The sequence below is a fragment of the Oscillospiraceae bacterium MB08-C2-2 genome (genome assembly GCA_035621215.1).
Classification (GTDB): domain Bacteria; phylum Bacillota; class Clostridia; order Oscillospirales; family Ruminococcaceae; genus WRAV01.
Genome location: CP141729.1, coordinates 1,630,334 through 1,644,453 on the forward strand (window position 1 = coordinate 1,630,334; position 14,120 = coordinate 1,644,453).

Below are 14,120 nucleotides of genomic sequence, written 5' to 3' on the forward strand. Positions count from 1 at the left end.
AGTAGCATTTTCATAAAAAATGCCCGTTGTATGCTCGGTCACACGGATAAACAGGTGATCTGCGGCGCACCGGGGAAGCCGCTTAATGCTGCTCGGTTCCCCGCCTGACATGGTTCGCAGCGTCCGGTCGCACAGGACCCGCCTATCCGCATGACCGGGCACACACACCCTGCCTGCTTGAGGTTTGTCTCTCTTTGGTTAGTATACAATATTTCTGGCAAAATGTAAATACGCTGATCCCCTTTTCGCTATAATGGGTTTTGGCCGCGGTGAACACTGTCTCTGCTTTTTATTTCAGTCCAGGGTATGGTATAATAACCGCAAAGCGCTTATTATACGTTTCATTTTTATGGCCCGCCTTACGGCGATAGCCAATTATACCATTCACTGCGTTCATGATATAATAACCTTACTCTTTATCGAAACCAGAAATTTGGGTAGAACTGTGACGGACACAACCGAGAGGCAAACCTAAAATTTATATTTGGCTTCAGTTCGGATCTGGGGGGTACCAAGGGGGAGCGCCCCCTTGGCGATTCTTTGCATCCTTTCTCATCGTGGAGAAAGGATGTGCCAGCCGCACGGCATGAGTGCGGAAGTTAACAATATCAACGTTTTAAAGGTATAGAAGACCGTTTCTCATCAGAATACCGCTTCGCTTTTATATGTGAATACACAACAGTCAAGTTTGCAAGGAGGCGCACTTTCTTTGGACATGATTCCGGCTCGCCAGATTGTAACCCGGGTAAGCCACTCACAGGGGTTTTACAGCTCGGATTATAATATGAATATTTACAGAGGCTGCTGCCATGGCTGCATTTATTGCGACAGCCGCAGCAGCTGCTACCGCATCGAGAACTTTGATCTTGTGCGGGCCAAGGAAAATGCTCTTGGCATCATCGAGCGGGAGCTGGCCTCCAAGAAAAAGCCGGGGCTGATCTGCACCGGTTCCATGAGTGACCCCTACAATCCCTTTGAAACCCAGATGGAGCTGACTCGAGGCGCTTTGAAGCTGGTGGAAAAATATGGGTTCGGCATCAGTATTTTCACCAAAGGCACGCTGGTTACCCGAGATATCGACCTGCTGACCCGTATCGCCGCTCAGGCAACAGTCAGCATCCGCATCACCATTACCACTGCAGACGATAGTCTTTGCTCCCGCATCGAGCCCCATTCTCCCCCCTCCTCCCAACGTTTTGAGGCTATCAACGAACTGAGCGGGGCCGGACTTTTTGCAGGCCTAACCGCTGCCCCACTGCTCCCTTTTATCAACGACTCGGTTGAAAATGTGGAAGCTTTGGCCGCACTGGCAATCCGTCATAAAGCCCAGTTTTTCCATATGATGCCGGGAGTCACCCTGCGGGACGAGCAAAGAGAATACTTCTATAAAATGCTGGACAGGCATTTTCCCGGGCTAAGAGGCCGCTATCAGGAAACCTTTGGCCAACGGTATTATTGTTCTTCGCCAAACAGCAGAAAGCTTTACTCCGCCCTCAAAAAGGCATTGGCAGGCAGCGGCATTCCCACAGGGGACGATGCTATTCTGGCCGCCCAGCGGGATCGGAATCCACCTGCCCAGCTTTCGCTGTTTTAAATAAAAAATGCTTATCTTTGCTTGACAAAACACTCTACTGCAGGTATAATAAATGAGCTGTCGTATTTTCCTAAGACAGCAGGCGCCGTTTTTACGGCTGAAATGAGCTTTTGGCTCGGCCTGCCGAGGAAGACATATTATCAGAATAACTGTGGTGAAGGTTCTTTGCCGTTTCTGTGTATGCTCTTTCCAAGGCTTTTGGAGGGGGCAATTTTTATTGCCCGGGCATACCGCCTCTTGTGTATGCCGAAAGCACCACTATAGGAGGTGAAAATTTTGCCAAGTGAAAAAATACTTCTAGAAAAACAGCAAATCGTGGATGATCTGACCAAAAAGATTCAGGCTTCCGTTGCCGGTATTTTGGTTGATTACAAGGGTATCAACGTAGCCGATGATACCAAGCTGCGTAAGGAGCTTCGTGAAGCCGGTGTTGAATACACTGTCATCAAGAACAAGCTTCTCAAGCGTGCTTTGGAAAACGCCGATTTCGGTGATCTGACCGGTGTTCTGGCCGGAACCACTGCTCTGGCTACCCACGAGACCGATGCCGTTATCGCTGCTAAAATCCTGAGCAAGTTTGCCGAGAACAAGAAGAATTTCTTTAATCTCAAAGCAGGCTTCGTTGAAGGTAAGGCTTTGGATTCTGCCGGTGTCGAACAGCTGGCCAATCTGCCTTCCAGAGAAGAGCTGGTTGCTCAGACTCTGCGCGGGCTCAACGCTCCTATTTCCGGTTTGGTCAATGTGCTTAACGGAAATATCCGCGGCCTAGTCGTTGCGCTGAACCAAATTGCTGAAAAGCAATCCGCTTAACGTTTTTACACAAAACTATAACGAAAAAAATTGGAGGATTATTATAATGGCTTCTGAAAAAGTATTGCAGTTAATCGAAGATGTGAAAGCTCTGACCGTTTTGGAGCTGGCTGACCTTGTTAAGGCTCTTGAGGAAGAGTTCGGCGTATCCGCCGCTGCTCCTGTTGCTGTTGCTGCCGCTCCTGCTGCTGCCGCTGCTGCTGTTGAAGAGAAAACTGAATTTGACGTTATCCTGGCTGATGCCGGCGCTTCCAAAATGGGCGTTATCAAGCTGGTTAAAGAAATCACCGGCCTGGGCCTGAAAGAAGCTAAGGATCTGGTTGACACTGCTCCCAAGCCCATCAAGGAAGCCGTCTCCAAGGCTGATGCTGAAGACATGAAGAAGAAGCTGGAAGAAGCCGGCGCCAAGATCGAACTTAAGTAATTTTTTTGCTTTTATAAAAAGGAAGTACAGCTTAGTGCTGTGCTTCCTTTTTTTGCTTTAAGTTGCTTTTGGCTTTATGGAATCTCACCTGAAATATCCTTAAGATTGAGAATATGTGCCTTAAATTTCCTTGTATAACATAAATTGGTGTGCTATACTTTGATTGTGTTCTCTATTTCGACATTTTTCATCAAAATAGATTTTTGCGTTTTGATTGCAGTATGCCCGGAGGAATCCTATTATGCAGGTTTTTACAGCTCGTTCCAGCGAAACCTACGATATGGCTTTTTTATGCACAAATTTGGATAAGCAAATTCAAGAAAATGTAACCTTTGGGATAAATTCTTTGGGAATCCTGATCTGCGATTCCACCATTGACTATAAAGAAGTGGTTGCTTTGCTTTCACAAAAATATACTTTTAAGATCTATGGCTGCACCGCTCTTGCCTTTATCCACGTTGGCAAAGCAGAAGATATCAGCACCAGCTTTATGGTCATTACCGGCGATGAGGATTTGGTTGTTTCCACAGCTTTGACCCAACCGCTCAATGCCCAAAACAGTGAGGATGCGGTTTGTGCTGCTTATGAAAAGGCCCGGGAGCAGCTTCCGTAGGAACCAAGGCTCATTCTCAGCCTAATGCCTTTCAGCAGTCAAATAACCTCCGAGGATATTACCCAAACTGTTGACCGCATCTCTGCCGGCTGCCCTATTTATGGAGCAGTTGCCTCCAATGACCTCGCCACACCAGTTTCCGGGGTTTTTGCCAATGGAGAAATTCACCACGACCGCCTTCTGCTGGTTCTTTTGGCCGGACACCTTCGTCCGCTCTTTTCCACAGCACAGGCACAGCTTGCATTGCCGCTGAATCGAGCCGTTGTTACCCATTCGGAGGGGAATGTGGTCTACCGTGTGGGTGAATACACCTTTTTGGAATTTATGGCTAAAAACGGCCTGGTAACCGAGGCCAGCCATATGTTGGAAAGCTCTCTGGCCTCCTATGCCTCCAGCCCGGTGCTTACCTATGAAAAAGGCGCCCACAGGAGCCAGTGGGTAATCCGCCATATTGTCAACGTTGACTATGCCACGGGAGCGGTCACCTTTACCGGCAAGATGCCCCAAGGCTTTGAAATTGCCATTTCAGTGCTTCGCCGGGAAGATGTTATTGCCACCAACAAAGCCTGCTTTGAGGAAATGGCCAATAAAATTGCCCAAAACAACACAGATAAATATCAGTACAGCACCTTGTTTGTAGCAGCCTGTGGTGGGCGTTACCTGATTATGTCCGGTGATACCAGCGCAGAAGGTGCCTGCATTGCCAGCAGCCCCATTCTAAGCCGACTTTCAGCCTGTGGCTTTTACGCCATGGGTGAAATCAGCCCTCGCCAGACAGGCGAAGGCCCTGAAATGAAGAACTGCGCATTTAACTCTGCTATCACACTGATGGCGGTTTAATTTTGTACTGCGCTTTTATGCTACCCGGAGGTGATACCCCATGTCTCACAGACAAGTGGAGGATGCACTGCGAACCGAGCTTTCCCACCTGAAAAACCTTTACAGCGATTCGGTGCGAGAGGCCGAAAACCTCAGACGGCGCATTATCCGTTTGGAGCGTGACAAGACCTATTCTGCCTTGGTAACCGAAAATATGGAGCGCCTGCGGGATTTTAACGCTGAGGAAAAAGAACTTCAATTCTTTTATAATCAGCTCTTATTGGCTAATTGCCCGGATATGATCTTCGTTTTTGACCAGAGTCTGCGCTTTGTGCTGGGAACCGAGGCCTGCCACCAATATCTTGGCTTTTCAAGCCTTTATGACCTGACCGGGCAAACCATTCAGACCATCTTTGGGCGGAGATTCTCTCCCCAATGGGTGCAAAAAACCTTGCAGCTCTGCTGTGAATGCTATGAGAAAAAGGTTTCTAAGATTTACAAGGAGCGGCTTTCTCAAGAGGATGAACAGGTGCTGCATTTGGATGTGACCGTTTCCCCCGCCATCGATGTGGAGGGACGCTGTATGGGCATTGTGCTGGTGATGCATGATATGACCCAGCTGACCCTGCTTAAGGAGGAGGCGGAGAAATCCGCTCTGACCAAGGGCCGTTTTTTGGCTACCATGAGCCACGAGCTGCGCACCCCACTGAATGCGATTAAGGGTATGTCCGATCTTTTAAAGGCCTCTTCACTGAGTGCTGTCCAAAGAGAATACATTCAAAATATATCGGCTTCCTCCTTTTCCCTGATTCGCATTGTCAACGATCTGCTGGATTTCTCAAAAATAGAGGCCCAGCGAATGGAGCTCTCTGAGCAAAGCTACGATTTTTCTTCCCTGATTTCGGGTATCTCCAACCTGATGGGCATCAATGCGGAAAACAAAAGGCTTTTCTATACAGTTGATATTGCTCCCGACATTCCTCTCACCTTGATTGGGGATGATTTACGCCTGCGGCAGGTGCTGCTGAATCTCCTCAGCAACGCCATAAAGTATACAGAGCAGGGCTGGGTTAGACTGTCCGTTTCGGTTCAAAAGAAAGAGGCCGACTGCATTACCCTTTATTTTGTGGTGGAAGATACCGGCATAGGTATACGGGAAGAAGAAAAGGATAAGATGTTTGAGGTGTTCAGCCAGCTGGATACCATACGCAACCGGCTGCAGGAAGGCACCGGGCTGGGGCTTGCCATTTCCAAGCATATCGTGGAGCTTCTGGGCGGCAGTCTGGAGGTGTGCAGCGCGTATGAAAAAGGGAGCTGCTTTTCTTTTGCTATCCCCCAGAAATTTCATTCTCCCGCTCCGGTTGCCCCTCTTGGCACACCGGAAGATTACCATGTGCTTCTTTTGGCAGATACTACCTTTAAACAAGAGGCCTATCTCACCATATTGAATCGGCTGAAGGTGCAGGCGGAAAGCTGTTCCTCTCCCCAGTTTCTGCAAAGCTTGTCGGATCGGAACTATACCCATGTGTTGTATCTTCTGGAGCCTTGGGAAGAAGTTTTGACCGGGCACGGCGATTGGTTCCCCGGCGCACGCCGGATTCCCATTATCAATATGCTGCGGGATTCTGATTATCAGACTGATGCTTCAAATGATCTTCTCTTTGAGCCTTTGCTGGTTACACAGGTGGCCCACTGTCTGGCCAAAACCCAGCAAACTGCTGAGCAGCCCTCTCCCCCCCATTCTTTGGCGGATTTTTCCGTTCGGGCGGGTCATGTTCTGGCCGTGGACGACAACGAAATAAATTTAATAGTCTGTCAGGAAATTCTCAAGCAGTATGGCTTACAGGTGGATATTGCCTACAGCGGGCAGGAAGCCCTCAAAATGGCCGCTTCCAAAAGCTATGACATGATTTTCATTGATCACATGATGCCGGAACTGGATGGCTTGGAAACAGCCCGGTGGCTGCGTATTACACCGGGGCCTAACCAGAATACCCCTCTTATTGCCCTTTCAGCCAACGCCATAAAGGGAATGCGGGAGGTCTATTTGGAAAACGGTATGAATGATTTTGTTCCCAAGCCCATTGAAATTGCCGATATCAGCCGGGTTCTGCTGGAATTTCTCCCCCATGATAAAATTCTTCCCCACAGCCAATTGGCCCAACAGCCTTCATAAGCATATGCTTTACAGGAGCCACAAAGCCGTTGTGCTGAGTGGCTTTTCTTGACCCGGCAAACAAAGATATGCCCCAATTCCCCGGAAAACAGGGCAAAACTGGGTATTTATAGCGAAATATCTCAGACAGCACTGTGGCAGGCTCAGTTTCTCTTGTAATCTTTGATTATTGTGCTATAATTAGATAGCGAGGGTTGTTCGAGTCGTACCCTGCGACTCTTAGTCCCTTGTTTTTTAAAGCTTTAACCTGCATCTGTAGCTGTAGCCTTTTTTATGGATGCAAATAGTTTTTTAGCCAACCGATTCCCTTAATTCAGATTTTGCGGAGGTGAAACCATGGGCGACCCGGCGGACAGTCCGAGCCGAAAGCGGACAAACCGGCACAACTACAATCGGAACGGCCTGTGGATTTCTGCACGGCTGTATTAAAAGGAGAGGCGGCTCTTGATTCAATATTACAAAACCATAGAAAACCGTATTCGCCCGTTGGAGGCCTTTGAGCGGGGCTGTTGGGTATCAGCCATTAACCCCACGGCGGAAGAAATCAACTACCTGGTAGGCGATTTGGGCGTTGACCCGGATTTTATAAAATCTTCGCTGGATGAAGAAGAAACCTCCCGTGTTGAGGTGGAAGATAACCAAACCCTGATTATCGTGGATGTACCGGTTGCGGAAAAGCAGGAGGAAGAAAACACAGTCCTGTATTACACCATGCCAATTGGCTTTATCATCCTCTCCGGCTGCATTTTGACCGTAAGCCTTTCAGAAAACCCCATTCTCATTGAATTCAGCTCCGGCCTTGTTAAAAATGTGGAAACCAGCTATAAAACTCACTTTCTGCTCACTGTGCTGCTGCGCATATCCTACCGCTTCATTCAGTATCTGAAACAGATCGATAAAGTCTCCTATCTCACAGAGCGGCAGCTTCACAAATCCATGCGAAACAAGGAACTGATCCAGCTGCTGAGCCTTGAGAAATCTCTGGTCTATTTTTCCACCGCCCTGAAATCCAGCGAGGTCACACTGGAAAAAATCTTCCGTGGGCGCATCATCAAGCTCTATGAGGAAGATCAGGAGCTGCTGGAGGATGTGCTTATTGAAGTCAAGCAGGCCATCGAAACCTGTAACATTTATTCCGGCATTCTGGCTGGTACCATGGATGCTTTTGCCTCCATTATCTCCAACAACCTGAATATTGTCATGAAGGCGCTTACCTCCATCACCATCGTAATGGCCATTCCCAATATGGTTTTCAGCTTTTACGGCATGAATGTAACCAATCTGCCTTTCCCCAATATCATCACCCCTCTTGCGCTGACTGTCTGCCTGTGCGGGCTGTGTGCATGGTTTTTGTATAAGAAGGATTTCTTTTAAAAGCATTGCTGCAATCAATATAAAAAAAGCGTACAGGTCAAAGCCTGTACGCTTTTTTTTGTTTTATAGCATTATTCCAGAATAAAAACATCCACATTCTGCGCGCCGTGGCTCACACATTCCCCATAGGTTCCATAGAAAAGGTCTATTCCTACAGTACCATTGAGCAGCGATGTGCCTGTATCCGCTGCAACAGCATAGCCATAAATGAAGCTTCCATCGGAGGCCTGAATAAACAGCTTGCTGCCATAAGGGATCACATTGGGGTTAACAGCAACATGCCCCACCATCGCATCCCGGCCGCTGGCTGTCTTGGAACCGGCAGGTGCATAATAGGCTGTGGATTTGGTGCCCCGTATCACCGATTTATAGGAAACCGGCTCCACATTATCGTCAAAATCCACCTCGAAATTCAAAGGAGAAACAGGGTGGGAACCCATGCCCAGTGTAACCTCTTCGGTAACGGGCTTGCTTTGCACAACCTCTTCCACAAGCTTTTCTTCCACGACCTCGCCATCGATCAGCTTCATTTCGTATGTACGAACCCGCTTGCCGTCAGAACCTTCTTTGGTAACCTTGCGCTGGCCCCGAGGCAAATCGCCGGAGGGCACAGTTTTCACCTCATGGGCAATGGTTTCTTCATCCACCCATACCTCATGCGTAACCCGCCGCACGGTAACAACATCGTCTTCTTTAAGGCGGGTATCCAGAGCCGGTTCAAAAAGATCCTCTGTCTCTACAAAAACCTTGGCCTTATACAGCGCATCCGAAACAGTATCGCCCGTGCTCATCAAAATAGTGGAGGTTTCGCCATCGGCCACCACATGCACTGAAAAAGTGTCCGAATCTGCGAAAGCGGTTAGAGTCATGCCGCAGATCAGTGCACCAAGCAGAGCCAGCAACGCAAAAGGACGGCCGAGATGGTTACGGCGCAGAGCCTGCTGCCCTTCAATCAGACTATTCATAGAATATCTCCTTATACTCAATTTCAGCCCTGCCCTAACGGTGGCAGGAGGAATGTTCAGCCGCTAATATACAGCTAATGAAAACAACGCCATTATAAAATTCGCCCTGCTATTTGTCAAATTTTCAGGAGAGGCCCTAAATAGCCTGATTCCCCATTATTCTTCATTTTTCTCGCTTGTTTTTTAGTAAATAATAAGCATTATACCCCTAGTACAAGAATACTTTTGTAGGATTCCACAAAAATTTACAATCAGTGAGTGGAGCAGCAGTTAAAGGGTGGATTTATCCTTTCCCAATAGGCTTAATCCGCCATAATAATAAGATCTGCCGGCACCCGAGTATCCAAGCCTTGCGTATCTGTGATACAATATCTTTATAGATTGTTAGGATGATCAAGGGAGGCTTTCTTAAATGGCAGATATTTATATTGGTTATGGCAGCAACATGCAGGAAATAACCCGGCAGTTGATGGAAGAAGCGAATGTTTACAGTCAGATCGAACCTTCTATGAAAATAGGCATTAAGCCCAATCTGGTGGTTGCCAAAGAAGCCTCGGGCGGTGCCACAACGCATCCCGAAATCGTGGAGGGCATCATTCAATATTTGCAGGGCAAGGGCCATAAGAATATCACCATTTTGGAAGGTTCTTGGGTGGGCGACCGCACCAAGCGTGCCTTTGAGGTCTGCGGCTACAACCAGCTGGCGAAGCAGTATGGGGTTAAAATCGTGGATACCCAGCAGGATACCAGCCGAAAGGTCAAAGCGGGAAAAATGGAGCTGGCGATCTGCCAATCGGCGCTGGAAATGGACTATCTGATCAATGTTCCGGTGCTCAAGGCCCACTGCCAAACCGATATGACCTGCTGCCTGAAAAATATGAAGGGCTGTATACCCGACAGTGAAAAGCGGCGCTACCACACCATGGGCCTGCACGGCCCCATTGCGGCTCTGGCTACAGTGCTCAAGCCTTCACTCCACATTATCGACGGCATCTGCGGCGATCTCACCTTTGAAGAGGGTGGCAACCCTGTGGCCGCAGGCCGAATACTACTGGGCTTTGACGGTGTTCTTATGGATTCCTACTGTGCCGGCTTATTGGGGTATCACCCCGATGAAATCGGCTATTTGCAAAAGGCTCATCAGGCCGGTGCCGGTGCTTATGCAGACAGCTCCACACAGGTGCTGGAGCTAAACCCTGAGGAGCGTCCGGTGGGTCTGCCTCAGGCCAGCAACATTGCCCGCCGCCTTGCTAAACATATAGAAGAAGACAGTGCCTGTTCCGCCTGCTATGCCGCCCTGATCTTTGCCCTCAACCGGGTGGGCGACAGAGGTCTTGCTCCCGGCGAAAAAATCAAGATCGGCCAAGGTTTCCGAGGCAAAACAGCCGAGGGGCTGGGTGTGGGCAACTGCACCCGTGGCTGCACCCAGTTTGTAAAGGGCTGTCCCCCCAGCGCTGTGGATATTGCAGAGGCTCTGCAACGGCGCTAAGCCAATAACATCTCCCCTTCCTTAAACAACAAAGGCTCCCGCCATCCTGACTACACAGGAAAGCCGGGTGCCCTTTAATGTTAGCAACTATAGCGTTCCCACAACAGAATGCCAAAAAAGCGATTCTCCCCCCGCCTTCGGCGGGGGGAGAATCAATTCCTAAGCTTAATTTGGATTGCGGTAGATAATGCGTTTAAAGGCAGGGGCATGTTTCTATCGTTAAACAAATACAGGAAACAAGCTTACAGTATATTCCGGGTTATCTTTCTGCTTGATTTTCCAGCACAAACTGCACAAACAAAGCCGCCGAAATGGTCAGCGCCTCTTCGTCAATATCAAACCGCTCATGGTGATGGGGCCAGCATTTTCCCTGTTCCTCGTTGCGGCAGCCCACAAAAGCCAGAACACCCGGCTTTTTCTCCTGATAATAAGCAAAATCCTCCGCACTGGTAATGGGCGCATAGGAATAAACGCCATCGGCACCCAGCAGCTTTTCCACCGCTCCCCGTGCAATTCGGCTGGACTGCTCATCGTTGATGACAGCAGGTGTGCCCAAAATCAGCTCAAATTCCAGCTCAGCCCCATGGGTCTGGCAAACACCCCGGGCAATCTCCTCCACCCGCTTGGGCAGATGCTCTCTCAGTTCACGGTCAAAGGAACGGAAGGTGCCCAGCAGCTCCACTTCGCCGGGTATTACATTAAAGGTACTTCCGCCCTTGATGCTGCAAACGCTGACCACAGCCGGTTTCAGAGGGTCAGTCTCCCGGCTGATCAGGTGTTGGAGCTGGCTGACCACCGAGCATGCCACCGGTATGGGGTCAATGGTGTGATGGGGCATGGAGCCATGGCCGCCCTTGCCTCGAACCGCCATACGAAAAGAATCCGAAGCCGCCATACGAGGGCCTGCATCCACCGAAACCTTGCCCACCGGGATCAGGCTCCAAACATGAATCGCCATATACCGCTCCACCGCATCCAGCAGCTGTGTTTCGGAAAGAATGCGTGCCGCACCCTGTGCCACTTCCTCGGCTGGCTGAAAGATCAAAAACACTCTGCCGCCCCAATGGGCCCGGTTCTCAAAAAGGATACGGGCAGTGCCCAGCAGAATAGCGGTGTGGGCATCGTGGCCGCAGGCGTGCATAGTCCCGGGAATACAGGAAGCATAAGGTGCCTTACTTGCCTCCTGCACAGCCAATGCATCCATATCCGCCCGCAGGCCAAGGGTTGGCCCCGGCTGATCGCCCTCAATTAAAGCGATCACACCGGTTCCTGCAACCCGCCTGGGTTCAAGGCCCATTTTTTCCAGTTCTTCTTCCACCACCCGGGCTGTTTCAAGCTCCTGCCACGCCACCTCCGGGTTCCGGTGAAAATGCCGCCGCATTTCCACTATATAATCCTTATATTCCTCTGCCAACCGATAAGCATCCATATTCAAGTGTTCATCCCTTTCGCCTCTATAGCGTGATTACTGAATCAGTATACCTTATATCCCTCAGGCAGGCAACCTCACCAATCATTTTTCTAAAAAATCTGGTCACAAAACTGTGGGATTTGTTTCAAGATTGTCTTGACTTTATCTTCACTAAGCTATAAAATGTAGGTGGGTATATATTGCATTTTTATTCAATTCGCCCAGATAGAACCTTTTAAATTTAATAGCAAAGGAGGTCTAAAAAGCCTTATGAATTCACAAGCTGTCATCGCATCCCTTGTTACAGGTATTTTCGCATTTGCAATTGGAGCTGCTATCGCCTTCTTTTTAGGTGTTCAGTATAGAAAACGTGTTGCTGAATCAGAACTTGGTTCGGCCGAAGAAGAAGCAAAACGAATTGTCAGTGAAGCGATCAAATCATCTGAAAGCAAGAAAAAGGAAGCTATTGTGGAGGCTAAGGATGAAATCCACAGAATGCGCAGCGAAGCCGATAAAGACCTAAAGGATCGCCGCCAAGAGGTCCAGCGTATGGAACGCCGGGCACAGCAAAAGGAAGAAACCCTTGATAAGAAAACCGATAAGCTGGAAAGAAAAGAAGAAGACCTGCAAAGAAAGCTCACCGATGCCGAAAAAACACTGGAAGAAGCTGAGCTGATCAAGCACCACCAATTTGAGATGCTTGAGAAAATCTCCGGGTTCACCGGCGAGCAGGCCAAAGAATATCTGCTGGCTAATTTGGATAACGAACTGGTTCACGAAAAGGCTCTGCGGATTACCGGCATTGAAGCCGGCCTGCGGGAAGACGCTGACCAAAAAGCTCGTGAAATTATTGCACAGGCCATTCAGCGCTGTGCCTCGGATCATGTGGCCGAAATCACCGTTTCGGTTGTGCCCCTGCCCAACGATGAAATGAAGGGCCGCATCATTGGCCGTGAGGGCCGCAACATCCGTACATTGGAAACTCTCACCGGGGTGGATCTAATTATTGACGATACCCCCGAAGCGATTACTCTTTCAAGCCACGACGCTGTAAAGCGTGAGGTGGCCCGTATCGCTCTTGAAAGACTGATTCAGGATGGCCGTATTCACCCCTCCCGCATTGAGGAAATGGTGGAGAAGGCACAGAAGGAAGTGGATGCCAAAATCAAGCAGGACGGTGAACGTGCTGTTATGGAAACCGGCATTCATGGCATGAATTTTGAGCTGGTTCGCCTTTTGGGGCGGATGCGTTACCGCACCAGCTATGGCCAGAATGTTTTGGCTCATTCCATCGAGGTTGCCCAGCTGGCCGGTGTTATGGCTGCTGAACTGGGAGCGGATGTGGCACAGGCTAAGCGTGCCGGTCTTCTCCACGATATAGGCAAATCCATGACCCACAAGATCGAAGGCTCTCATGTGCAGATCGGTGTGGACATTGCCCGGAAATACAAGGAAAACAACCAGATCATTCACGCTATCGAGGCACATCACAACGATGTTGAGCCCCAGACCGTGGTTGCTTGTCTGGTTCAGGCGGCAGACGCCATTTCCGCTGCCCGCCCCGGCGCCCGGCGTGAAAACATTGAAAACTACATCAAACGCCTTGAAAAGCTGGAAGAAATCACCAACTCCTTTGAGGGTGTGGAAAAATCCTTTGCCATTCAGGCGGGCCGTGAGATTCGTGTTATTATCCGCCCTGAAATCATCAGCGAAGATCAGATGGTGATTACAGCCCGGGAAATTTGCAGAAAAATTGAAGCTGAGCTGGAATATCCCGGCCAGATCAAGGTTCACTGCATCCGTGAAAACCGTGCTATCGAATACGCTAAATAGTTCTGCCCCACGGGTAAACACTTTCCCTGCCTTTTATGATGAACTGCAAAATAATACGCCCTGCCTTGTAACAAAGGCGGGGCGCTTGTTATTTTCGGGGAGAAACAGCACAGCGCGGTTTTTTCAGGCTTAACCGGCTGATTTTCTTTTAAGCTGGGTGGAAACCGGGGTCAGACACCCTTCTGCATCCACAATAAAAAAACTCTTTTCCGGGAACTGCTCCCACAGCTTATAGAGAACCGATTCCGATCCGCCGGGCATGCCGGTGATGATATTTACACTATCAAACTGCCCCACGGTTTTGGTCATATGTTCCAGACGGTTGGGAGAAAACAAAAAGGTTGCGCTGGCCCTACTCTTTTTTGCACGATCATATAAATATTCAATGGCCTGAGGGTTCAGGTCATACTCTGAATCCAGAAAAGAGAGAATCACAAGTTGTGTTTCGGTTTGATCCGCAACCTCACGGGCTGCCTGAATAATACGGTCACAGCTGAATTGGTTGGTTATAAAAACAACCGTTTTCTCCACCGACTATCATCCTTTCACCTTATACTAAACAATCATTAATAGCCAAGAAGGTTCATGGCTGCGTAAAACACAAAGTTGGAG

General features: G+C 49.1%; 12 protein-coding genes, 1 other RNA gene and 1 other annotated feature. Of the genes, 9 read left to right on the forward strand and 4 right to left on the reverse strand.

The genetic code is table 11. The features are described from left to right. Window positions 1-45 precede the first annotated feature (45 nt). Window positions 46-144, reverse strand: an RNA gene (gene ffs / locus U6B65_07205) — signal recognition particle sRNA small type. 571 nt (window positions 145-715) lie between these two features. Between ffs and U6B65_07210 the strand changes: the two genes are divergently transcribed. The 7 genes from U6B65_07210 to U6B65_07240 all read left to right on the forward strand — a co-directional run bounded on the left by U6B65_07210 (window position 716) and on the right by U6B65_07240 (window position 7,810). Next, a complete protein-coding gene (locus U6B65_07210) occupies window positions 716-1,594 on the forward strand; it encodes a radical SAM protein (GenBank protein ID WRS28922.1) in 879 nt (292 codons plus the stop codon). Between the two features lie 51 nt (window positions 1,595-1,645). Beyond that, window positions 1,646-1,818, forward strand: a sequence feature (ribosomal protein L10 leader region). 52 nt (window positions 1,819-1,870) lie between these two features. Beyond that, complete coding sequence (rplJ, locus tag U6B65_07215; protein ID WRS26147.1) at window positions 1,871-2,404, forward strand: 50S ribosomal protein L10; 534 nt, start codon at window positions 1,871-1,873, stop codon at window positions 2,402-2,404. A gap of 46 nt (window positions 2,405-2,450) precedes the next feature. Beyond that, window positions 2,451-2,828, forward strand: a complete 378-nt coding sequence (gene rplL, locus U6B65_07220; protein ID WRS26148.1) for a 50S ribosomal protein L7/L12 — start codon at window positions 2,451-2,453, stop codon at window positions 2,826-2,828. 241 nt (window positions 2,829-3,069) lie between these two features. Then, complete coding sequence (locus U6B65_07225) at window positions 3,070-3,441, forward strand: hypothetical protein (GenBank protein ID WRS26149.1); 372 nt, start codon at window positions 3,070-3,072, stop codon at window positions 3,439-3,441. Window positions 3,442-3,465: 24 nt separating this feature from the next. Further along, the gene (locus tag U6B65_07230) at window positions 3,466-4,281 is read left to right on the forward strand and encodes an FIST C-terminal domain-containing protein (GenBank protein ID WRS26150.1); all 816 of its coding nucleotides are present in this window, start codon (window positions 3,466-3,468) and stop codon (window positions 4,279-4,281) included. Between the two features lie 40 nt (window positions 4,282-4,321). Then, entirely contained in the window at window positions 4,322-6,436 is a 2,115-nt protein-coding gene (locus tag U6B65_07235; protein WRS26151.1) for an ATP-binding protein, read from the forward strand. A 444-nt stretch (window positions 6,437-6,880) separates the two neighbouring features. Beyond that, window positions 6,881-7,810, forward strand: coding sequence for a magnesium transporter CorA family protein (locus U6B65_07240; protein WRS26152.1), 930 nt, complete (start codon window positions 6,881-6,883; stop codon window positions 7,808-7,810). Between the two features lie 71 nt (window positions 7,811-7,881). Here the strand turns inward: U6B65_07240 and U6B65_07245 are convergent, their stop codons facing one another. After that, entirely contained in the window at window positions 7,882-8,775 is an 894-nt protein-coding gene (locus U6B65_07245; GenBank protein ID WRS26153.1) for a G5 domain-containing protein, read from the reverse strand. A 412-nt stretch (window positions 8,776-9,187) separates the two neighbouring features. On the opposite strand from U6B65_07245, the gene U6B65_07250 reads away from it, so the two are divergent. Further along, window positions 9,188-10,264, forward strand: a complete 1,077-nt coding sequence (locus tag U6B65_07250) for a DUF362 domain-containing protein (GenBank protein WRS26154.1) — start codon at window positions 9,188-9,190, stop codon at window positions 10,262-10,264. A 259-nt stretch (window positions 10,265-10,523) separates the two neighbouring features. Here the strand turns inward: U6B65_07250 and U6B65_07255 are convergent, their stop codons facing one another. After that, complete coding sequence (locus tag U6B65_07255; GenBank protein WRS26155.1) at window positions 10,524-11,693, reverse strand: amidohydrolase; 1,170 nt, start codon at window positions 11,691-11,693, stop codon at window positions 10,524-10,526. A gap of 252 nt (window positions 11,694-11,945) precedes the next feature. On the opposite strand from U6B65_07255, the gene rny reads away from it, so the two are divergent. Beyond that, window positions 11,946-13,508, forward strand: a complete 1,563-nt coding sequence (gene rny, locus U6B65_07260; GenBank protein WRS26156.1) for a ribonuclease Y — start codon at window positions 11,946-11,948, stop codon at window positions 13,506-13,508. 129 nt (window positions 13,509-13,637) lie between these two features. Here the strand turns inward: rny and U6B65_07265 are convergent, their stop codons facing one another. Then, window positions 13,638-14,039: a hypothetical protein gene (locus tag U6B65_07265; GenBank protein WRS26157.1), complete on the reverse strand. Its 402-nt coding sequence runs from the start codon at window positions 14,037-14,039 to the stop codon at window positions 13,638-13,640. Window positions 14,040-14,120: the final 81 nt, after the last annotated feature.

Excerpts from the sequence above, each read along its gene's own strand:
- U6B65_07235 (WRS26151.1), top strand. The coding sequence starts at position 4,322 with ATGTCTCACAGACAAGTGGAGGATGCACTGCGAACCGAGCTTTCCCAC.
- U6B65_07225 (WRS26149.1), top strand. The coding sequence starts at position 3,070 with ATGCAGGTTTTTACAGCTCGTTCCAGCGAAACCTACGATATGGCTTTT.
- U6B65_07210 (WRS28922.1), top strand. The coding sequence starts at position 716 with ATGATTCCGGCTCGCCAGATTGTAACCCGGGTAAGCCACTCACAGGGG.
- U6B65_07250 (WRS26154.1), top strand. The coding sequence starts at position 9,188 with ATGGCAGATATTTATATTGGTTATGGCAGCAACATGCAGGAAATAACC.
- U6B65_07245 (WRS26153.1), bottom strand. The coding sequence starts at position 8,775 with ATGAATAGTCTGATTGAAGGGCAGCAGGCTCTGCGCCGTAACCATCTC.
- U6B65_07255 (WRS26155.1), bottom strand. The coding sequence starts at position 11,693 with ATGGATGCTTATCGGTTGGCAGAGGAATATAAGGATTATATAGTGGAA.
- U6B65_07230 (WRS26150.1), top strand. The coding sequence starts at position 3,466 with ATGCCTTTCAGCAGTCAAATAACCTCCGAGGATATTACCCAAACTGTT.
- rplL (WRS26148.1), top strand. The coding sequence starts at position 2,451 with ATGGCTTCTGAAAAAGTATTGCAGTTAATCGAAGATGTGAAAGCTCTG.
- rny (WRS26156.1), top strand. The coding sequence starts at position 11,946 with ATGAATTCACAAGCTGTCATCGCATCCCTTGTTACAGGTATTTTCGCA.